Raw genomic sequence first — 20,777 nt, forward strand, 5'->3', positions numbered from 1 at the left:
GGACCGGATTTCCCGGTCCGGCCCCGCGCTAATTCTGCTGGCCCGGGATCGAATGCGGGACACCGGCCGGGCGGGAAAGGCTTGTTCGATCAGGGGCGGATGCGGGGCACCGGCCGGGTGGGAAAGGCTTGTTCGTCCAGAGACGGATGCGGGACACCGGGCGGGCGGGAAAGGCTTGTTCGATCAGGGGCGGATGCGGGGCAGCGGCCAGGTGGGAAAGGCTTGTTCGTCCAGAGACGGATGCGGGGCACCGGGCGGGCGGGAAAGGCTTGTTCGATCAGGGGCGGATGCGGGGCACCGGGCGGGTGGGCGGGAAAGGCTTGTTCGGCCGGAGGCGGATGCGGGGGACGAGGGGGCTGGTGGGAGCCGAGCGGCTAGTGGGGGGTGGCGATAGTCCAAGACCCTGAATCCCTTTGTCCATGGGCGCACAGGTCCCTCCCGGCGCAGGGTGACCGCACCGAGATCCGTCCCACGGAGGGGTGCCATGCAGCCGTCAGACACGTCCGGCCCAAGCCGCAGAGCCGTCGTCGCCACGGGCGCGCTGGCCGGCGTCAGCGTCGCCGTCGGCCTCGGGGGCGCCGCTCCCGCCGCCGCGGCCGCGGGCGAAGCCGTCCTGCGCTCCGGCGACCTCGACGTACGCGTCGCCACCGACTTCCCCCGCGTCATCTCGTACACGGACCGCAAGACCAGAGCGGTCCTGCACGCCCAGTCCGAGGCCGTCACCACGCTCTTGGTGGACGACGTGACGCACACCCCGAAGGTGACCGCGACCGTCGGGGGCGATCGGGCCGCGTACCGCCTCGCCCTGGGGGGTGGCGGCGCCACCGTCGCCGTCGAGATCGCCGTCGAGGGGCGCCAGGTGCAGTGGCGCGTGACGAAGATCGACGACAGTGACGCCCTGCGCGTCGGCACCCTTCGCATCCCCGGCCTCGCTCTTCTCGCCGTACGCAGTGATCAGCCGGGCGCCACCCTGCTCGCCGCGAAGGTCCAGCTCGACAAGGCCAAGAGCGGGGACACCGAGGTCAAGCCGGGTCCGGACACCGCCGCGGAGGCGGCCACCGGATGCGCCTACGCGGTCGTCGCGCACGACACGCTGGGCGGCGCCGTCGAGACCAACACCGTCTACGACAAGCCCACCGGCGAGGCCGGGACCACCTGGGACAACGGCAGGCTCTGGCGGGAGACCGTGAGGAGGAGCGGCTACGTGGAGGCCCGGCTGACCCCCGGCCAGTGGACGCATCGCGCGGCCACCGCGGCCGTCGGCGACACCGAGCCCCTTCCGTACGCCACCGTCGTCATCACCGGCGACCGCAACGGCGACGGCAAGGTCGACTGGCAGGACGCGGCCATCGCGTTCCGCGACATCATGGTGAAGCCGCTGGGCGCGGACGAGCAGCACCTGCGCGTCGTCCCGCACATTCCGTTCAACTTCGCCTCGCAGGCGACGAATCCGTTCCTCGCGACCCTCGACAACGTCAAGCGGATCCACCTGGCCACGGACGGCCTGCGCCAGTACACGCTCCTCAAGGGGTATCAGTCCGAGGGGCACGACTCGGCCCATCCCGATTACGCGGGTAATTACAATAAGCGCGCAGGGGGATTGGGGGACCTCAATACCCTGGTCAGGGAAGGCAAGAAGTGGAACAGCGACTTCAGTGTGCATGTGAATGCCACGGAGTCCTATCCCGTCGCCAACGCGTTCTCCGAGAAGCTGGTCGACAAAGCCGACGAGCAGTGGGACTGGCTGGATCAGAGTTACCGCATCGATCAGCGGCGTGACCTGGTGTCGGGCGATATCGGTAAGCGGTTCGCCGATCTGCGGGGAGAAGCCGACGGGGCGCTCAACGCTCTCTATATCGACGTGTTCCGCGAGTCCGGGTGGACCTCCGACCGGCTCCAGCGCACGCTGCGCAAGCAGGGCTGGATCGTCACCAGCGAGTGGGGACACGGCTTCGAGCGCTCGTCCGTCTGGTCGCACTGGGCCACGGAACCGGATTACGGTCCCGACACGTCACGCGGCATCAATTCGCGGCTGATCCGCTTCGTCCGCAACCATCAGAAGGACGTCTTCGCCGACAAGTGGCCGACCCTTCTCGGCATCGCCCGCATGGGCAACTTCGAAGGGTGGGTCGGAAAGACCGACTGGTCCTATTTCTACGATCTGATCTGGACCGACTCGCTGCCCGCCAAGTATCTCCAGGCCCACCCGATCAAGTCCTGGGGCGAGCACGAGATTTGTTTCTTCGGTGACGGCGCAACGACGGTCTCCGACGCGGGGGGTACCCGTCGGATCGTGACCGACGGCCGCGTCGTCTATGACGGGGGGAGCTATCTGCTTCCCTGGGAGCCCCGCAAGGCCACCGATCCCGGCAAGCTCTACCACTACAACCCCAAGGGCGGGACGGGCAGTTGGCAGCTGCCGCGAGGATGGGCGGGGCTCGGCAAGGTCGCCCTGTACCGGCTCACCGACCAAGGGCGCGTCTTCGTCGCCGATGTGCCGGTGCGCGGTGGCAAGGTGACCCTGGACGCCGAGGCCAAGCAGCCCTACGTCCTCTACCGCAGGCGCGCCGCCGCCGTGCCCGAGCCCGACTGGGGGCAGGGCACACCGCTGCACGACCCCGGATTCAACTCCGGGTCCCTGCGCGGCTGGAAGGTCTCGGGACCGGCCTCCGTCGAGCCGAGCAAGCTCGGTGACTACGAACTCGTCGTCGCCTCGGGCGGCAAGGCAGCCGTCGGCCAGCGGCTGCGCCGTCTGAAGGCAGGGGCGTACGTCGCCTCCGTACAGGTCGAGGTCGGGGAGAAGGCCGGCGACGAGCGGAAGGCCACCCTGGAGGTGCGCACCGCCGACGGCGTCACCGCCGCCAACTGGACGCGGACCTCCACGGCGGGCAACTACGTGGCGGCCGACCGCAAGCACGGCACCCGCTTCCAGCGGATGTCCGTGCCCTTCACCGTCCCCGCGGGGGGCGGCTCGGCCGAGCTGACGCTCCGGGCCGACGCGGGCCACGCGCGCGTGCGCTTCGACAACGTACGCATCGTCTCCAGCGCGTCCGCCACGCGCGCGGGCGCCCCCGGCAGCGGCACGCTCGCCTCCGAGGACTTCGAGCACGTGCCACAGGGCTGGGGGCCGTTCGTGAAGGGGGACGCGGGGGACGTCACCGACCCGCGCACGCACATCGCGCAACGGCACGCCCCGTTCACGCAGCGTGGCTGGAACGGCAAGGTGATCGACGACGTCATCGACGGCGGGCAGTCCCTCAAGTCCCGCGGCGAGAACGCCGGGCTCGTCTACCGCACCGTGCCGCACACCGCCCGTTTCGAAGCGGGCAAGCGCTACCGCGTCTCCTTCCGGTACGAGAACGAGAAGGCGGGGCAGTACGCCTGGATCACCGCCGTCGACGAACCCGCGGTCCGTGAGATCGAGCGCAAGGAGCTGCCCGTCGCTACCGGGCCCACCGCTCTGACGTACGAGTTCACCGCTCCCGCCAAGGGCGAGGCGTGGGTCGGGCTGCGCAAGAGCGGGGACGACGGCACCGCGGAGTTCGTCCTGGACGCCTTCGAGGTGCGCGAGGTCTGAGGGGACGCGAGGGAGCCGGAGAGGCCGCGGACAGCGGGCCTCTCCGGCTCCCTCGCCGCCTACAGCCCTTCCGGCGGGACCGGGGAGAGCGTGACCGTCCCCGCGCCTGCCTCCTCCGCCCCTTCGGCCCCTTCCGCCCCGTCCGCCCCTTCGAGCTCAAGGACCCACACCTCGTTCGTGCCTTCCCGCAGCACAGGGCCGGGGACGAACAGCGAGGTCTGCGGGCCCGCCGACCAGTAGCGGCCCAGGTTGAAGCCGTTCACCCACACGAACCCCCGCGTCCAGGAGGGGAGCTGGAGCGTGGCGTCGCCGGGGCCGTGCACCTCTGCCGTGCCGCGGTACAGGCCGGGGCGGCCCGCCGCCGCTTCCGCCGACGCCGGAACCTCCCGCACGGCCTCCGCCGAGGCGAACGCGTCCAGCCGCAGCCCCCTGGCCCGCACCCCGTGCAAGTACTGCCGCTCGTGCAGCACCCCGCCGGTGATGCCCTTCGTCTCGCCGGTCCGCGGCCCGTAGTTGACCCTCCCCAGGGACTCCACCCACAGCTCCACGCGCGCGTGCCCCGCGACAGGCTCGGGAAGCGAGGGCTCCTCCTCAGTGAGGACGCCCGCCCGCACCCCGTCCACGTACACCACGGCCCGGTCCCGCAGCCCCCGCACCCGCAGCGGATACGGCCGCCGCGGACCCGGCACCGTCACCGTGTACCGGACCAGGCCGCGGTCGACGTCGAGCTCTTCGAAGGTGGGCGGTACGGCGTACTCCGCATCGGGGCCGCCGAGCGACTCCATAACGGCCGACAGCGGCGCCCACTGGGCGAGGCCGACCTGGGCGTGCTCCGTGAGCGAGGGCGGTGGCGCGGGCAGCTCCGGCAGCGGTCCCTCCTGGTACGCGGCGAGCACCTCGCGGAAGCGCCAGAACTTCTCCGTGGGGCGCCCGAACTCATCGATGGGGGCGTCGTAGTCGTACGAGGTGACGTCCGGCTCCAGGACGCCGTCGTGCAGCGCGCCGCCGCCCCGGTTCGCCCCCGCCCAGCCCGCGAAGTTCGTGCCGCCGTGCGCCATGTAGAGGTTGACCGAGGCCCCGCACTCCAGGATCTCGCGCAACGCGTCCGCGGCGTCCACCGCGTCCCGCACGACATGCTCCGCGCCCCAGTGGTCGAACCAGCCGCACCAGAACTCCATGCACATCAGCGGCCCCTTGGGGCGGTGCCCGCGCAGCGTCTCGAAGGCCGCGCGGGCCTGCGAGCCGAAGTTGGCCGTCGCCAGGACACCCGGAACGCAGCCGCCGGTGAGCATGTGGTCCTCGGGGCCGTCGGACGTGAACAGCGGCGCGCTCACGCCCTCGGAGCGCAGCAGATCGGCGAGGTGGCGCAGGTAGACCTGGTCCGAGCCGTAGCTGCCGTACTCGTTCTCGACCTGCACCATGATCACCGGGCCGCCCCGGTCGTGCTGGCGCGGGACGACCTCCGTCAGGAGGCGGCCGAACCAGCGGTCCACATGGCCCAGGTACTCCGCGTCGCGGGTACGCGCGCGTGCCCCCACCGCGCCCGTCAGCCAGTGCGGAAGACCGCCGTTCTCCCACTCGGCGCAGATGTACGGCCCCGGCCGGACGATCGCCCACAGGCCCGCGTCACGGGCCGCGTCCAGGAAGCGGCCGAGCGCCCCGACGTCGCTGAACTCTCCGGGACGCGGCTCGTGGAGGTTCCACGGGACGTACGTCTCCACGCAGTTGAGCCCCATCGCGCGCAGCATCGCCAGGCGGTGGCCCCACTGGGCCTCGTGCACACGGAAGTAGTGCAGCGCCCCGGAGAGCAGCCGTACGGGCCGCCCGTCCAGTTCGAAATCGTCTTCGCCCACACTGAAGCCGTTCATCGTGTCCTTGTGTCCCTCTCGCTCACCACTGATCAGCCACGATCACCTCTGGCGGGCGGCAGGGTCCATGGACAAAGATCTAGGCGGGTTGGACGCAGCGAGCGGGCCGCGGCCCGGATGAAAGGGGCATCAGCGGATGTACCACACGTGGATGCGGTATTTCACGCCGAGCCCGTCCCACCACCGCCTCGGCCTCGCCTGCCTCGGCGTGGGACTCCAGCACGGCCTCCTGCCGACCGTGGGCCCGCGCACCCTCGACCACCATGTCGCCGTGGTCGTCAGCGCGGGCGGCGGCTGGTTCCAGGGGCCCGACGGCAGGCGTACGACGGTGACGGCGCCCGCGCTGATCTGGCTCACCCCCGGAGTGCGCCACCACTACGGGCCCGACCCGGAGAGCGGCTGGGACGAGTGCTTCGTCGACTTCACGGGGCCCGCCACGGCGACGTACACCGAACTGGGCTACATAGAGCCCGGCAGGCCGGTGGTGCCGCTCTCCGACGCGACCGGCGCGCGGGCCGCCGTCGGGCGCATCGCGCGCGCGGCACGGCGCGGCAATCCGCTCCTGGAGGTCGAGACGGGCGCCGCCGTCCACGAGCTCCTCGTCGCGCTGCGCAGGGCCCGCGCCGACATCGCCCCCGACGGCGACCCGGTGCTCCAGGCGCTCGCCCGCGACGCCTTCCAGCCACTTTCCGTCGCCGAGCACGCGGCGCGGCACGGCATGACCCCCGCGGAGCTGCGCACGGCGGTGCGCCGGGGCGCCGGGTGCAGTCCCAAGGACTACCTCCTGGGCATCCGCCTGGGGCGCGCCAAGGAGCTGCTCGCCGCCACGGAGCTGCCGGTGGCGGCCGTCGCGCGCCGGGTCGGCTACGACGACCCGGCGTACTTCTCGCGGCTCTTCACGCGCCGCGTCGGCATGGCGCCGGTCCGCTTCCGCGAGCAGCAGGGACGCGCGGTCCCGGGCGGCTGGTCGCAGCAGATTCCCGACCCCGACGACCCGCCGATTTTGCGCTCTTCCGCCGTCGGCGGCGAAGGACCGGCAACGTAGGCTCGTGGACCATGACCACCAGCCACACAAGTGACGCGAACGGCGCCGGGCCCACGGACGAGGCCGTGCGCGCCGAGCTGTCCCGCCTGCGCGACAGCATCGACAACATCGACGCGGCCGTCGTCCACATGCTCGCCGAGCGCTTCAAGTGCACCCAGCAGGTCGGCCATCTCAAGGCCAACCACCATCTCCCGCCCGCCGACCCGGACCGCGAGGCCCGCCAGATCGCCCGCCTGCGCGAGCTCGCGGAGAACGCGAAGCTGGACCCGGCGTTCGCCGAGAAGCTGCTGAACTTCATCATCGCGGAGGTCATCCGCCACCACGAGACGATCGCCAAGTCGGCGTGAGGCGGACCGGCGGGAGCGCCCCCGGTATCGCTGGGGGCTGAACGCGGAATCCGGGCCTCCCGCCCGGTTGTCGGTGGCGTCGGGCAGCATGGACCCATGTCCGTACTGACGCGCGACGAAGCGCAGACCCGAGCCCGGCTCATCGACGTCCAGAGGTACACGGTCGAGCTCGACCTGACCCAGGGCGCCGAGACCTTCGACTCCCGTACCGTCATCCGGTTCACGGCGCTCGGTGAGCCCGCGGCCACGGTCGACACCTTCGTCGAGGTCAAGCCGGCCGAGCTGCGCTCCGTCACCCTCGACGGGCGCCCGCTCGACCCGGCGGACCTCGTCGAGAACCGTCTCGCGCTCACCGGCCTCACCGCGGGCGAGCACGAACTGCGCGTCGACGCGGCCATGCGCTACTCGCACACCGGCGAGGGCATGCACCGCTTCACCGACCCCACGGACGGCGAGACGTACACGTACACGCAGCTGTTCCTGGAGGACGTGCAGCGGGTCTTCGCCGCCTTCGACCAGCCGGACCTGAAGTCCGTCTTCGAGCTGACCGTCACCGCCCCCGAGGGCTGGACCGTCCTGGCGAACGGCGTGACCGAGCCCGTCGGCGAGGGCGTGTGGCGGGCCGCGGCCACCCCGCTGATCTCCACGTACCTCGTCGCCGTCGCCGCGGGCCCCTGGCACTCGGTCCGCACCGAACACCGCGGACTGCCCTTCGGCATCCACTGCCGCCGCTCGCTCGCGCCCTTCCTGGACGCCGACGCGGACGAGATCCTCGACGTCACGCGCGCGTGCTACGACCGGTACCACGAGAAGTTCGAGGAGCCCTACCCCTTCGACTCGTACGACCAGGCGTTCGTCCCGGAGTTCAACGCGGGAGCGATGGAGAACCCCGGACTCGTCACCTTCCGCGACGAGTTCATCTACCGCTCCGCCGTCACGGAGACCGAGCGGCAGACCCGCGCCATGGTCATCGCGCACGAGATGGCCCACATGTGGTTCGGCGACCTCGTCACCCTCAGGTGGTGGGACGACATCTGGCTGAACGAATCCTTCGCCGAGTACATGGGCTTCCAGACCACCGCCGAAGCCACCCGCTTCCGGGACACCTGGACCGACTTCGGCGTCGCCCGCAAGGCCTGGGGGTACGACGCCGACCAGCGCCCCTCCACCCACCCCGTGGCACCCGATCCGGACGCCGTGCCCGACACCGCGTCCGCGATGCTCAACTTCGACGGTATCTCGTACGCCAAGGGCGCCTCCGCCCTGCGTCAACTCGTGGCCTGGCTCGGCGAGAAGGACTTCCTCGCGGGCATCAACACCCACATCGCCCGGCACAAGTTCGCCAACGCCACCCTCGCCGACTTCATCGATTCCCTCGCGCACAACACCGACCGCGACGTGCACGGATGGGCCGAGGCCTGGCTGCGCACCACCGGCGTCGACACCCTCACTCCGACGGTCACCCACGACGCCCGCGAGTGGACCCTCGCCGTCGACCGCGAGGGCAGCCGCCCCCACCGCGTCGCCGTCGGCGTGTTCGACCGCGACCTCACCGACACCCAGGGCCTGGTCCTGCGCGAGCGGTACGAGACGGACGTCCCGCACTCCGGTCCCGTCGCACCGCCCCGCGACGGCGGGCGCCCCGCGCTGATCGTCCCGAACGACCAGGACCTCACGTACGCCAAGATCCGCCTGGACGCCGTCTCCATGGAGACGGCCCTGCGCAGCCTCTCCCGCGTCCCCGACGCCCTCACCCGCGCGGTCCTGTGGAACAGCCTGCGCGACATGGTCCGCGACGGCGAACTGGAAGGCACCGTCTACCTGGAGACGGCCCGCGCCCACCTCCCCGACGAGAGCGACCTCGCCCTCGTCCAGGGCGTCCTCGCCTTCGCCACCACCTACGTCGCGGGCCGCTTCCTGCCCCCGGCCCGGCGGCCCTTCGCCCTCACCACCCTCACCGAGCTGTGCCGCGACCTGATCCGGCGCACGGAGGACGGCTCCCACCCGGGCCTGCGGCTCACCGCCGTGCGCGGCTTCATCGACGTGGCGACGCGCCCCGACCCGCTCCAGGAGTGGCTCGGCGAGGGCACCGTCCCGGGCGGCCCCGAGCTCGATCCCGAGCTGCGCTGGCGCGTCCTGACCCGCCTCGCCGTCCTCGGCGCCGCCGACGAGTCCGCGATCGCCGCGGAGCTGGAGCGCGACCCCAGCGCCACCGGACAGGAAGGCGCGGCCCGCTGCCGTGCCGCGCTGCCGGACCCGGAGGCCAAGCGCCGCGCGTGGGAGGCCATGTTCGCCTCCGACGACCTCTCCAACTACCTCCTCACCGCCACCGCCCAGGGCTTCTGGCAGCCCGAACAGGCCGATCTCGTACGGGAGTACATCCCGCGCTACTACGAGGACGCGGTCGCCGTGGCGGCTCGCCGCGGCCCCGCCATCGCCGACGTCGCCGGACGGTGGGCCTTCCCCGCATCCGCGGTGGACGCCGAGACGCTCCGCCTGGGCGAGGAGTGCCTGCGCGACGCCGCCCCGATCCCGGCGCTGCGCCGCAAGCTGGCCGACCAACTGGACGACCTGGCACGGGCGTTGAAGGTACGCAACGCGACGGGGGAGCAGGGGGCGGCCGGCGCCGGGCCCAGGGCCTGACCGGTGCTGGGACTAGGTCCGCGGGCCTACGCGTACTTGGTCCCAGCCGACGATTGCGTGGCCCGCGCGCCCGCCTAGGGTCGAAGATCCAGCACGAAATCCCTAGGAGCTCCCTGTGATCGTCGCCACCGGTGCCACCGGAAACGTGGGCCGCGCCCTCGTCGCCCAGCTCACCGCCGCGCAGGCACCCGTCCGCGCGCTGACCCGTGATCCGCGGCGGGCGAAGCTGCCCGCGGGCGCCGAGATGGCGCGCTTCGACCCCGCCGCCGGACCGGCCGCCCTCGCCCCGCTGTTCGACGGCGCGACCGCGCTGTTCCTGCACATGGCGGCCGTCGGTGAGCACGCCGACGCGGTGCTCGAAGCGGCCCGCAAGGGCGGCGTCGAGCACGTCGTCATGCTGTCATCGGGCATCGTCGAGGACGGCGCCGACCAGACCCATCCCCTCTACGTCGCGCACGCGGACCTGGAGGAGCGGGTGCGCCTCGGTGGCTTCGGCTGGACCTTCCTGCGGCCCAACGCCTTCGCCACCAACTCCCTTCAGTGGGCGGACCAGATCCGGGCGGGCGACACCGTCCGCGGCCCCTTCGCGGGAGCCCTCACCGCGCCGATCCACGAGGACGACATCGCCGCCGTCGCCGTTCGAGCACTTCTGGACGACGGACACCGGGGCGCCGTCCACCGCCTCACGGGGCCGACCGCGGTATCGACCGACGAGCAGATCCACGCCATCGGCCGGGCACTGGGCCGCGACCTCCGGTTCGACGAGGTGCCGCCGGAGGAAGTGACCGAGGCGATGTTCCCGCACGTCCCCGCGGCGATGCTGCCGGCACTCCTGAAGTCCTTCGCCGCGGCCGTCGGTGTCGCGCCGGAGATCACCTCCACCGTGGAGTCGGTGACGGGCACACCGGCGAGGACGTTCACGCAGTGGGCCCAGGACCACAGGGAGGACTTCACACAGGGCAACTGAACCCCGGGAACAGCCACGCGCAGGCCGTAGCATTCCTGCCCGCGCCGACACGCTCTCTCCGCACGGCAGTACCACTTTCGGGTTCGGATCGTTGAGCTCTCCGGGCGTGCCGCCTGCTCGGCAGACAGGCTGGCCCTCCAGCCTCGCACCCGAAGGACGTCGCCCATGAGCACTCCGCCGCCCCTCGCCGGAGGCGCCCAAGGACCCGACGCGCTGCGGCCGTTGCTCACCGCGGCCCTGGACGCCCTGCGCACCGGGGCGACCGCCCGCGGCGGGCCGCTCCCCGCGGGCGGCCCCACCGCCGTCGCCGCCCGGGTGCGCGAGGCCGTCGGCGAGGTCCTGCCCACCCGGGGCGAAGGCTCCGAAGCGGCCCTGCGCACGCTGGTCCACACCCTCGCCGAGGGCGCCGCCGACCCCGCGGACGCCCTGTGCGCCGCCCACCTCCACTGCCCGCCGCTCGCCCTGGCCGTCGCCGCCGACCTGGCCGCGTCCGCGCTCAACCCCTCCATGGACTCCTGGGACCAGGCGCCCGCCGCATCGGAGGTCGAGAACCTGGTCACGCGCGCCCTCGCGGCACAGGCCTACCGCGCCGGCGGGGGAGACGCCCTCATCACCACCGGCGGCACGGAGTCCAACCAGCTCGCCCTGCTCCTGGCCCGCGAGCGCACCGCCGCGCACGGCCCCCTCCGGCTCGTCGTCGGCGCGAACGCCCACCACAGCCTGGGCCGCGCCGCCTGGCTCCTCGGCATGCCGGAACCCGTCGTCGTTCCCGCCCCCGCCGGTGTCCTGGACCCGGCCGCGCTGGACGCAGCACTCGCAGGGCTCCCCGGACCACCCGGCTCCGTCCTCGTCGCCGCCACCGCGGGCACCACCGACGCCGGGCTCATCGACCCCCTCGACCGCGTCGCCGACCTCTGCGCGCAGCACGGCGCCCGCCTGCACGTCGACGCCGCGTACGGCGGTCCGCTGCTCTTCAGCGACGTACGCAGAGGGCTCCTGCACGGCATGGAGCGCGCCGACAGCATCACGTTCGACCTGCACAAACTCGGCTGGCAGCCCGTCGCCGCCGGGCTGATCCTGGTGCGCGACCCCCACGACCTCGCGGCCCTGGGCCACCACGCCGACTACCTCAACGCGGGCGACGACACCGAAGCGGGCCTGCCCGACCTCCTCGGCCGCTCCCTGCGCACCACGCGCCGCCCCGACGTACTGAAGATCGCCGTCACCCTCAAGGCCCTGGGGCAGCAGGGGCTCGGCGCGCTCGTCGACCAGGTCTGCGCGCAGGCCGGGGAGTTCGCCGTCCTCGTCGACGCGCACCCCGGCTTCGAGCTGTACGACCGGCCCGTCATCAGCACGGTCCTGTTCCGGCCGGCCGGCGCCGACGACGACCACATCGCGTACGTACGGCGTGAGCTGCTCGGCCAGGGCCGCGCCGTGCTCGGGCGGGCCACGATCGACGGCCGCCGCTGGCTCAAGGCCACTCTGCTCAACCCGCACACCCGGCCCGGCGACCTCGCCGAGCTTCTGAAGCTCGTGGAAGGAACCACCCCCCGATGACCGGCCAGAACGACAAGCCCGCCCCGCCGCTCACCACCCCCGAGGACCCCCGGGACCTGGTCGGCATCGGCATCGGCCCCTTCAACCTCTCCCTCGCCGCCCTCGCCCAGCCCTTGGCCGGACTCGACGCCGCCTTCTACGAACAGCGGCCCGGATTCCACTGGCACCCGGGGCTCCTCATCGACGGCACGAGCCTCCAAGTGCCCTTCCTCGCCGACCTGGTGACCCTCGCCGACCCGGCGAACCCCTGGTCCTTCCTCAACTACCTCAAGACCCGCGAGCGGCTCTTCCCCTTCTACTTCGCCGAGCGGTTCCACATCCAGCGCGCCGAGTACGACGCGTACTGCCGCTGGGTGAGCGAGAACCTGCCCGCGCTGCACTTCGGGCACCAGGTCGACGCGGTGCGCTGGAACCCCGAACGCAGCCTGTTCGAGGTCGACTTCACCCAGCTCGACGCCGAGGGCGAGGCCGAGGCGCTCGGCCGGACGTACACGAAGAACATCGCCGTGGGCGTCGGCACCGCGCCCTACGTCCCCGAGCCCCTGAAGCCCCTCGCGGACGCCCCCGCGGTCCCCGTGATCCACTCGGCGGACTATCTCCTGCACCGCGAGCGGCTGCTCGCCGCCGACCACATCACCGTCATCGGCTCGGGCCAGTCCGGCGCCGAGATCTTCCTCGACCTGCTCAAGCACCGTCCGCTGGGCGGCGAGAAGATCCACTGGCTCGCCCGCACCGAGGCCTTCGCGCCCATGGAGTACTCCAAGCTGGGCCTGGAGCACTTCACCCCGGACTACACCCGCTACTTCCACTCCCTGCCCGAAGCCGTGCGCGACGGCCTCGTCCCGCACCAGTGGCAGCTGCACAAGGGCATCGACGCCGACACCATCGCCGCCATCCACCACGAGCTCTACCAGCGCACCCTGCACGGCGGCTGGCCCGACGCCGTCCTCACCCCCGGCGTCTCCGTGCGCACCGCGGGCCGCGTCGCCACCACCCGCGTGGAGCTCCACCTGGAACACCTCCAGCAGGGCACCCGCTCCCGGCTCACCACGGACGCGGTCGTCCTCGCCACGGGGTACCGCGAGCGCCCCCTGGACCAGCTGCTGGGCGGCCTGGACCCGTACATCCGCAGGGACTCCTCCGAGCGCCCCCGCATCGACGAGCAGTACCGCCTCGTCCTTGACCCCTCCATCACCGGCGGCGGCAGCAACGTCTACGTACAGAACGCCGAGCGCCACACCCACGGCGTCGGCGCCCCCGACCTGGGGCTCGCCGCCTGGCGCAGCGCCACCATCCTCAACTCCCTGACGGGGACGTCCCCCTACCCGCTCCCGCAGCGCACGGCGTTCACCAGCTTCGGCCTGCAGGCGCCCCAGGCCCGCACCGCCGCCGGACTCATCGGCGAGCAGCGCGGGACCCTCGTACGCCTCAAGAGCTGACGCGACCCGGGGGGCGTCAGAACACCGGGGTGCCCTCGCGCGTCAGCTTCCAGTCGACCGAGGCGAACTGGGCCGGGTCGACCGTGCCCTTCGCCTGGACCCACTGGATGATCGTGTTGCGGATCTCGTCCGAGTTCGCCCACAGCTGCTTGGCGGCCGGCACGTGCGGGAAGTTGCCGCCGCCGCTCGCCCGGTAGTTGTTCACCGCGAGCACGAACTCGGCCTTCGGGTCGATGTCCGAGCCGTCGAAGCTCAGCTTCGCGATCCGGGAACCCACGGGCTTGGCGATGTCGATCTCGTACGTCACGCCGTACAGCGCGTCGTAGTTGTAGTCCGGGGTGTTGTCCGCGTTCGTCAGCTTCGCCGGGTCCACCGGGGCGCCGACGGCCGTCTGCACGTAGTAGCGCGCCGAGAACTCCAGGTAGTCCTTGAGCTGCGCGCCCGTGATGAGCCGCGCCTCCAGGGTGTTCTCGAACGGGTAGAGCCCCGCCGCATCCTTGATCGTCACCTCGCCCGCCGGGATCCCCGCCGTCCGCGAGAAGCACGAGGCCTGCGAGAGCACGGGGAGCGCCGCGTACGGGCCGGCCTTGAGCGCCTCCTTGACCGTCTCCGCCTGGACGTGGCTGATCAGGTCGATGATCGCGACGTCCTTGTACGGGCCTTCGGCCGTGCTCATCGCCTGCGTCGAGGTGCCGATGACCTGGTTGACGTACGCGACGACCTTCTTGTGCTCGTCCGCGAGGAGCCGGGTGACCTTCTTGTCCTCCGCCGCCGTGTTGGAGTTGAGGACCTTCGCGCCGACCTTCTCCACCGTCCAGCGGCCCTTGGCCCACACCAGGTCGAAGTCGAAGAGCGTCAGGCGCTGGCCCCACTTCAGCGGCTCGGAAAGGACGACCTTCTTGCCGGTCTCCTTGTTCTCGACGAAGTACTCGGGGATCTCCGTGTGCGCGTGCCCGACCAGGATCGCGTCGATGCCGGGCACCTGCTCGGCCACCAAGCCGGCCGCGTTCTCGATGTACGGGAGCTGGTCACCGTACGAGGAAGTGCCGCTGGAGCCGGAGTGCGCCGAGACGATCACGACGTCCGCGCCCATGGAGCGCAGCTTGGGCACCCACTTCGCCGCCTGCTCCTCCAGACCCGGGAAGGTCATCTTGCCCTGGACGTTGGCCTTGTCCCAGATCGCGATGCCGGGGTTGGTCAGACCAAGGACCGCCACCTTCACGTCACGGCCGTGCGGGGTGCGCAGGCGCGTCATGAAGTACGGCGGGAAAGCGGGCTTCTGCGTCTTCGCGTCGAGGGCGTTGGCGCCGAGCAGCGGGAAATCGCACTGCTCCTCGAACTTCCGCAGCACCGGAATCCCGTAATTGAATTCGTGGTTGCCGAGCGCCGCCGCGTCGTAGCCGATGCTGTTCATCGCCTGCGCCATCGGATGGACCGGGCCGCGCGCGGCGGTGATCGGGTCGATCTTGGCGTAGTAGTACGAGAGCTGGGTGCCCTGAATGGTGTCGCCCGCGTCGATCAGGAGCGTGTTGCGGCGGCCTCTCTCCTTGCGGATCTCGTTCACGAGGGTGGAGATCTTCGCCAGGCCCACGTCGTTGTGGTCCTTGTCGTCGAACTCCTTGTCCGTGAAGTAGTCCCAGTTGAAGACATTGCCGTGCAGGTCCGTCGTGCCCATCACGGTGAACGAGTACCGCTTCTTCCGCTTGGCGGGCTTCCCGTGCGCCCGCGCCGACGCGGAGGGTGCGGCGGCCACGCCGCCCGCGAGTGCCACGCCCGTGGCAGCGGCGGACTTGCCCAGGAACTTCCGGCGGTTCAGCGGCATTTCGTACTCTCCTTGGAGCCTTGGCCGATCGATGTAACGCGCGTAGATTCTGACCCCGACCGCCCCACCGGCAACAGACCCCGCAGGTTTCGATCCGATGACTGTCCGGTGCCGCTCCCCAGTGCGAGAGTGGCCGCATGGACGAGACCACCCCCACTCCGGCCCCCTACGGCACCCCCGACGCCCCGCGCCTGGCCGTGAAGGGCGAGGCGCACCTCGAAGTCGACCCCGAGATCGCCCGCATCGGGATCACCGTCAGCGCGCGCGGCACCGACCGGCGCGACGCCCTGAACGACCTCACGCGCCGCAACGCGGGCGTCATCGACCTCGTGAAGACCTACGGCGAATCCGTCGAGACGCTGGAGACCGGCGCCTTCTCCATCAGCCCCGAGCTGACCAAGCACGGCCGCGGCGAACGCGTCCGCGCCTACCACGGCCGGGTCCACATCACCGCCGAGCTCACCGACTTCACCGCGCTCGGCGAGCTCACCACGCGCCTCGCGGACCTCGAACTGACCCAGGTCGACGGCCCCTACTGGGCCCTGCGCCCCGACTCGCCCACCCACCGCGACGCCCGCCAGCACGCGGTCAGGGAGGCGGTGCAGCGGGGCCGGGAGTACGCGGAGGCGCTGGGGACCACGCTCGCCGCCCTCGTCGAGCTCGCCGACATCGGCGCCGAGAACGCCCAGCCGTACGGGTACGGCGCCCCGGCGCCCGCCATGCGCACCGTCGCGTACGGCGGCGCGGCCGACCCGTTCCAGGAGGCCGCACCCCTCGACCTCGAACCCCAGCGGCAGCACGTCTACGCACAGGTGAACGCGCGCTTCACGATGACGCCGCCGCGACTGTAGTCACGCAGGTTCCGACACGGCGGGGCGTTCGGTAAATCGCTCATCAGAGCAGCGCCCCGCCCAATTCAACACTTGTCAATAACCTTTCACGCAAAGGTTGTTGAGTAGTCAGGCCCAGCCAATTCTCTACCGGCCGGTAAGGCCTAGGCTCGAAGCATGCGCCGAGCAAAAATCGTCTGCACCCTGGGCCCCGCCACCGACTCGTACGACCAGATCAAGGCACTGGTCGAAGCCGGAATGGACGTGGCCCGCTTCAACCTCAGCCACGGCACGTACGCCGAGCACGAGGAGCGCTATCAGCGCGTACGGAAGGCTTCCGACGAGACCGGCCGCAGCGTCGGCGTCCTCGCGGACCTTCAAGGCCCGAAGATCCGCCTCGGCCGCTTCAGCGAAGGACCCGTACTCCTTGAACGCGGTGACGAGTTCACCATCACCGTCGAGGAGGGCGTCGAGGGCGACCGCCAGACCTGCGGCACGACCTACGGCGGTCTCGCCGACGACGTCACCCCCGGTGAGCGCATCCTCGTCGACGACGGCAAAGTGACCCTGGAGGTCACCGCGGTCGACGGGCCCCGCGTCACCACCACCGTGGTCGAAGGCGGCATGGTCTCCGACCACAAGGGACTCAACCTCCCCGGTGTCGCCGTCTCCGTCCCCGCACTCTCCGACAAGGACGAGGCGGACCTGCGCTGGGCCCTGCGTTCAGGATTCGACGTCATCGCGCTGTCCTTCGTCCGCAGCGGACGCGACATCGAGGACGTCCACCGCATCATGGACGAGGAAGGCCGCCGCCTTCCCGTCATCGCCAAGGTGGAGAAGCCGCAGGCCGTCGAGAACATCGACGACATCGTCGCCGCCTTCGACGCGATCATGGTCGCCCGCGGTGACCTGGGCGTGGAGATGCCCCTGGAGCAGGTGCCGATCGTCCAGAAGCGCGCCATCAAGCTCGCCAAGCGGAACGCGAAGCCGGTCATCGTCGCGACCCAGATGCTCGACTCGATGATCGACAACTCCCGCCCCACGCGCGCGGAGGCCTCGGACGTCGCGAACGCCGTCATCGACGGCACGGACGCGGTGATGCTCTCCGGCGAGACCAGCGTCGGCAAGTACCCCATCGAGACGGTCCGCACGATGGGCCGCATCGTCGAGGCCGCCGAGGAGGACATCCTCGCCAAGGGCCTTCCGCCGCTGACCGAGCGGAACAAACCCCGCACCCAGGGCGGCGCGGTGGCCCGCGCCGCCGCCGAGATGGGCGACTTCCTCGGCGCCAAGTTCCTCGTGGCCTTCACGCAGTCCGGCGACACGGTCCGCCGCCTCTCCCGCTACCGCTCGCCGATCCCGCTGCTCGCCTTCACCCCGGACCGGGCCACGCGCTCGCAGCTGAACCTCACCTGGGGCGTCGAGACGTTCCTGGGCCCGCACGTCGAGTCCACCGACGCGATGGTCAACCAGGTCGACGAGCTGCTCCTGAGGTACGGGCGCTGCGAGAAGGGCGACATCGTGGTCATCACCGCGGGATCGCCGCCCGGAGTCGCGGGCTCCACCAACCTCGTACGCATCCACCACATCGGCGAGGACGACAGCCCCAAGTAGACGACAGCCCCAGGTAGCCGCATCAGGCATGTGCCCGCGTCTACGGCGTCACGATGGCGAAATTCGGGTCCGGCTTGTCCACCACGCCGAGCAGCCCGGCCAGGAGCGACGCGTCCCCCTCGACCTTGATGTCACCGAGCCCCTTGCCGCCGAGCATCGCGAGCAGCTGCGGTTTGGTCATCGTCAGGGTGACGCCCGCTGCCGGGTCCCTCTTCGTGTCGCCGCGGTAGGTCAGCACGCCGTTGCGCAAGGTCAGATGCCAGATCTTCCCCAGCGCCGGAAGGCTCCAGTCCATCCGCAGCTTCAGGTCCCACGCCTTCGGGCCGTTCACGCGGATGGCCACCGAGTCGATCAGCTGGTCCACGGAGAGGGCCATCAGCATGTCCGCGCTCGTCACGGTCGTCGGGGAGGGCCGCACGCCCTCGCGCAGCTCCTGGGCGCCCATCAGATAGAAGTTCCGCCACACGGCGTTCTCCGACGCCTGGCCCAACGTGGTGTAGAGCTTGGCCAGTTCCGACTTCGCCGCCTGGTGGCCCGGGTCCGCGAACACCACGTGGTTGAGCAGCGTCACCGCGAACCGCGGATCGCCGCCGCGCGCGAACGCCCTGGCCTTCGCGACCGTGGCCGTGCGGCCCCCCATCGCCTTCACGTACCGCTTGGCCTCCTCGACCGGCGGGTGCTCCCACAGGTGCGCGGGATTCCCGTCGAACCAGCCCATGTAGCGCTGGTAGATGCCCTTCACGTTGTGGCTCAGCGACCCGTAGTACCCGCGATTCGCCCATACGCCGGCCAGCGCGGGCGGCAGCTCGATCTCCTCGGCTATCTCCCGCCCCGTCATCCCCGCGTTGATCATCCGCAGCGTCTGGTCGTGCATGTACGCGTACAGATCCCGCTGCTGTCCGAGCAGCTCCACGATGGTGTCCCCGCCCCACGTCGGCCAGTGGTGCGAGGCGAAGGCGACGTCCACCCGCCCGTCGAAGAGGACCACCGACTCGTTCAGGTAGTGCGCCCACTGCCGCGCGTCCCGCACCTGGGCGCCGCGCAACGTGATGATGTTGTGCATCGTGTGCGTCGCGTTCTCCGCCATGCAGACGGCACGCAGCTCGGGGAGCACGAAGTTCATCTCCGCCGCCGCCTCGGTACCCGGCGTCATCTGGAACTCGAACTTCACCCCGTCGACCGTCTCGGTCTGACCGGTCCGGGTGATGTCCTTGGTCGGCGGGATCAGCCCGATCGACCCCACGGAGACGGTCTGCCCGAGACCGCAACCGATCTGCCCCGCGGGGGACTTGGGCAGCTGCGCGCCGTACATGTAGCCGGAGCGCCGCTGCATCGCCGTACCGGCGTAGACGTTCTCCGAGACGGCGTGCTCCATGAAGTGCTCGGGCGCCAGGACCGGTACGTCCCCCGCGCCGTCCGGCAGCACACCGCGGCAGCCGCCGAAGTGGTCGACGTGGGGGTGGGTGTAGATGAGCCCGGTGACCTTCTTGTCGCCGCGGTGCGCACGGAACAGCTTCAGGGCGGCGGCAGCGGTCTCGGCGGAGATCAGCGGGTCGATCACGATGATGCCGGTGTCGCCTTCGACGACCGTCATGTTCGACAGATCGAGACCACGCACCTGATAGACGCGGTCGGTGACCTTGTAGAGCCCCTGCTTCGACACGAGCCGCGACTGGCGCCACAGGCTCTTGTGCGCGGTCCTGGGGGCGTCGTCCTTGAGGAAGCCGTACGCGTCGCCGTCCCAGACGACCTGCCCCTTGGCGTTCTTCACGACACCCGGGGTCAGGGCGGCGATGAACCCCTTGTCGGCGTCGGCGAAGTCGTCACCGCCCTGGTCGGTGCCGTCACGGTCGACCGCGAACGCGGTGTGAGGATTCATGGCCACGGCCGCCGCGGCGGCACCCGCGGCGGCGGCGACGAAGCTGCGCCGGTTCAAGGGAGTCATGCGGCCGAAGATCGCAGCGGGGAACGGGGCGGGGCAAGGGTTCGCCGGGGATTTGGGGCAGCTCCCAGGCGGGACGCGGAAGGGGAGTGACGCGTCCTATTGCGCGGGCGGCGCGGGGCGGGTGCCGGATCGGCACCAGAACGCCTGCCGGTTACTTTCCGTAATGGGCGAGGGTATTCACGTAGCAGAAAAGCGGGTGCTCACGCTGTCGTGAGCACCCGCTTCTCCTTCGCTGTGCCGGGTGCGGGACTCGAACCCGCAAGCCCTTTCAGGCAGAGGTGTTTGAGACCTCCGTGTATACCGTTCCACCAACCCGGCAGGCACTGCCGGAACTATACCGGGTCACCGTCGCGGCCTGCAGCTAGGTAGGCTGCAGAGGCAGCAGTACCTGCCCGGCCCGCAACAAGGAGCCCCCGTGACTTCCCCCGAGTCGCCCCAGCCCGTAGCCGATGACGACGACAAGTCGCACGTGCCTCCGCTGACGACCCGTGTCGTCATCGCAGAGGACGAGGCTCTTATCCGGCTCGACCTCAAGGAGATGCTCGAGGAGGAGGGCTACACCGTGGTCGGTGAGGCCGGTGACGGCGAGAAAGCCGTCGAGCTGGCCCGCGAGCACAAGCCGGACCTGGTCATCCTGGACGTGAAGATGCCCGTCATGGACGGCATCTCGGCGGCCGAGAAGATCGCCGAGGAGTCCATCGCCCCGGTGCTCATGCTGACCGCGTTCTCGCAGCGCGACCTGGTCGAGCGGGCCAGGGACGCCGGCGCCATGGCGTACCTGGTCAAGCCCTTCAGCAAGACCGACGTGGTGCCCGCCATCGAGATGGCCGTCTCGCGCTACACGGAGCTCAAGACGCTGGAGAGCGAGGTCGCCGACCTCACCCTGCGTCTGGAGACGCGGAAGCTGGTCGACCGCGCCAAGTCGATCCTGCAGACGGAGTACGGCCTCACCGAGCCCGCCGCGTTCCGCTGGATCCAGAAGACGTCGATGGACCGGCGCCTCTCGATGCAGCAGGTCGCGGAGGCGGTCATCGAGGACGCCGACGAGAAGAAGGCGGCGAAGGGGCAGTAGCCCCCCGCTCGCACCACGCGTACGAGGAAGGCCCGCACCCCGGCTTCGGGG

General features: G+C 70.9%; 13 protein-coding genes and 1 tRNA gene. 10 read left to right on the forward strand and 4 right to left on the reverse strand.

The genetic code is table 11. From position 1 onward, the window contains the following. Positions 1 to 484: 484 nt before the first annotated feature. A complete protein-coding gene (locus ACFUPX_RS41715; RefSeq protein WP_383334529.1) occupies positions 485 to 3,577 on the forward strand; it encodes an endo-alpha-N-acetylgalactosaminidase family protein in 3,093 nt (1,030 codons plus the stop codon). 59 nt (positions 3,578 to 3,636) lie between these two features. Here the strand turns inward: ACFUPX_RS41715 and ACFUPX_RS41720 are convergent, their stop codons facing one another. Continuing rightward, positions 3,637 to 5,445: a beta-galactosidase family protein gene (locus ACFUPX_RS41720; protein ID WP_383334531.1), complete on the reverse strand. Its 1,809-nt coding sequence runs from the start codon at positions 5,443 to 5,445 to the stop codon at positions 3,637 to 3,639. A gap of 136 nt (positions 5,446 to 5,581) precedes the next feature. On the opposite strand from ACFUPX_RS41720, the gene ACFUPX_RS41725 reads away from it, so the two are divergent. From ACFUPX_RS41725 to ACFUPX_RS41750, 6 genes are all read left to right on the forward strand, one after another. After that, positions 5,582 to 6,490, forward strand: a complete 909-nt coding sequence (locus tag ACFUPX_RS41725) for a helix-turn-helix domain-containing protein (RefSeq protein ID WP_383334533.1) — start codon at positions 5,582 to 5,584, stop codon at positions 6,488 to 6,490. An 11-nt stretch (positions 6,491 to 6,501) separates the two neighbouring features. Continuing rightward, positions 6,502 to 6,837: a chorismate mutase gene (locus ACFUPX_RS41730; RefSeq protein WP_383334535.1), complete on the forward strand. Its 336-nt coding sequence runs from the start codon at positions 6,502 to 6,504 to the stop codon at positions 6,835 to 6,837. A gap of 96 nt (positions 6,838 to 6,933) precedes the next feature. Then, on the forward strand, positions 6,934 to 9,480 hold the full coding sequence (gene pepN / locus ACFUPX_RS41735) for an aminopeptidase N (protein ID WP_383334537.1): 2,547 nt from the start codon (positions 6,934 to 6,936) through the stop codon (positions 9,478 to 9,480). A gap of 115 nt (positions 9,481 to 9,595) precedes the next feature. Next, the gene (locus ACFUPX_RS41740; protein WP_383334539.1) at positions 9,596 to 10,447 is read left to right on the forward strand and encodes an NAD(P)H-binding protein; all 852 of its coding nucleotides are present in this window, start codon (positions 9,596 to 9,598) and stop codon (positions 10,445 to 10,447) included. A 165-nt stretch (positions 10,448 to 10,612) separates the two neighbouring features. Further along, positions 10,613 to 12,004, forward strand: coding sequence for a pyridoxal phosphate-dependent decarboxylase family protein (locus ACFUPX_RS41745; protein WP_383334541.1), 1,392 nt, complete (start codon positions 10,613 to 10,615; stop codon positions 12,002 to 12,004). Next, complete coding sequence (locus tag ACFUPX_RS41750) at positions 12,001 to 13,443, forward strand: lysine N(6)-hydroxylase/L-ornithine N(5)-oxygenase family protein (RefSeq protein ID WP_383334543.1); 1,443 nt, start codon at positions 12,001 to 12,003, stop codon at positions 13,441 to 13,443. Before ACFUPX_RS41745 ends, ACFUPX_RS41750 begins: the two co-directional genes overlap by 4 nt. Before the next feature lie 16 nt (positions 13,444 to 13,459). Here the strand turns inward: ACFUPX_RS41750 and ACFUPX_RS41755 are convergent, their stop codons facing one another. Beyond that, positions 13,460 to 15,265, reverse strand: a complete 1,806-nt coding sequence (locus tag ACFUPX_RS41755) for a bifunctional metallophosphatase/5'-nucleotidase (RefSeq protein WP_383334545.1) — start codon at positions 15,263 to 15,265, stop codon at positions 13,460 to 13,462. A gap of 137 nt (positions 15,266 to 15,402) precedes the next feature. Between ACFUPX_RS41755 and ACFUPX_RS41760 the strand changes: the two genes are divergently transcribed. Then, positions 15,403 to 16,116 carry an SIMPL domain-containing protein gene (locus tag ACFUPX_RS41760; RefSeq protein ID WP_383334547.1) on the forward strand — a complete coding sequence of 238 codons (714 nt, stop codon included), beginning with the start codon at positions 15,403 to 15,405 and terminating at the stop codon, positions 16,114 to 16,116. Positions 16,117 to 16,272: 156 nt separating this feature from the next. After that, entirely contained in the window at positions 16,273 to 17,709 is a 1,437-nt protein-coding gene (pyk, locus tag ACFUPX_RS41765) for a pyruvate kinase (protein WP_383334549.1), read from the forward strand. A gap of 40 nt (positions 17,710 to 17,749) precedes the next feature. Here the strand turns inward: pyk and ACFUPX_RS41770 are convergent, their stop codons facing one another. After that, positions 17,750 to 19,654, reverse strand: coding sequence for an alkyl/aryl-sulfatase (locus tag ACFUPX_RS41770; RefSeq protein WP_383334551.1), 1,905 nt, complete (start codon positions 19,652 to 19,654; stop codon positions 17,750 to 17,752). A gap of 235 nt (positions 19,655 to 19,889) precedes the next feature. Further along, a tRNA-Leu gene (locus ACFUPX_RS41775) sits at positions 19,890 to 19,972 on the reverse strand. Between the two features lie 97 nt (positions 19,973 to 20,069). On the opposite strand from ACFUPX_RS41775, the gene ACFUPX_RS41780 reads away from it, so the two are divergent. Beyond that, complete coding sequence (locus ACFUPX_RS41780; protein ID WP_249590519.1) at positions 20,070 to 20,726, forward strand: ANTAR domain-containing response regulator; 657 nt, start codon at positions 20,070 to 20,072, stop codon at positions 20,724 to 20,726. Positions 20,727 to 20,777 lie beyond the last annotated feature (51 nt).

It is taken from the genome of Streptomyces sp. NPDC057302 (assembly GCF_042667685.1).
GTDB lineage: Bacteria > Actinomycetota > Actinomycetes > Streptomycetales > Streptomycetaceae > Streptomyces.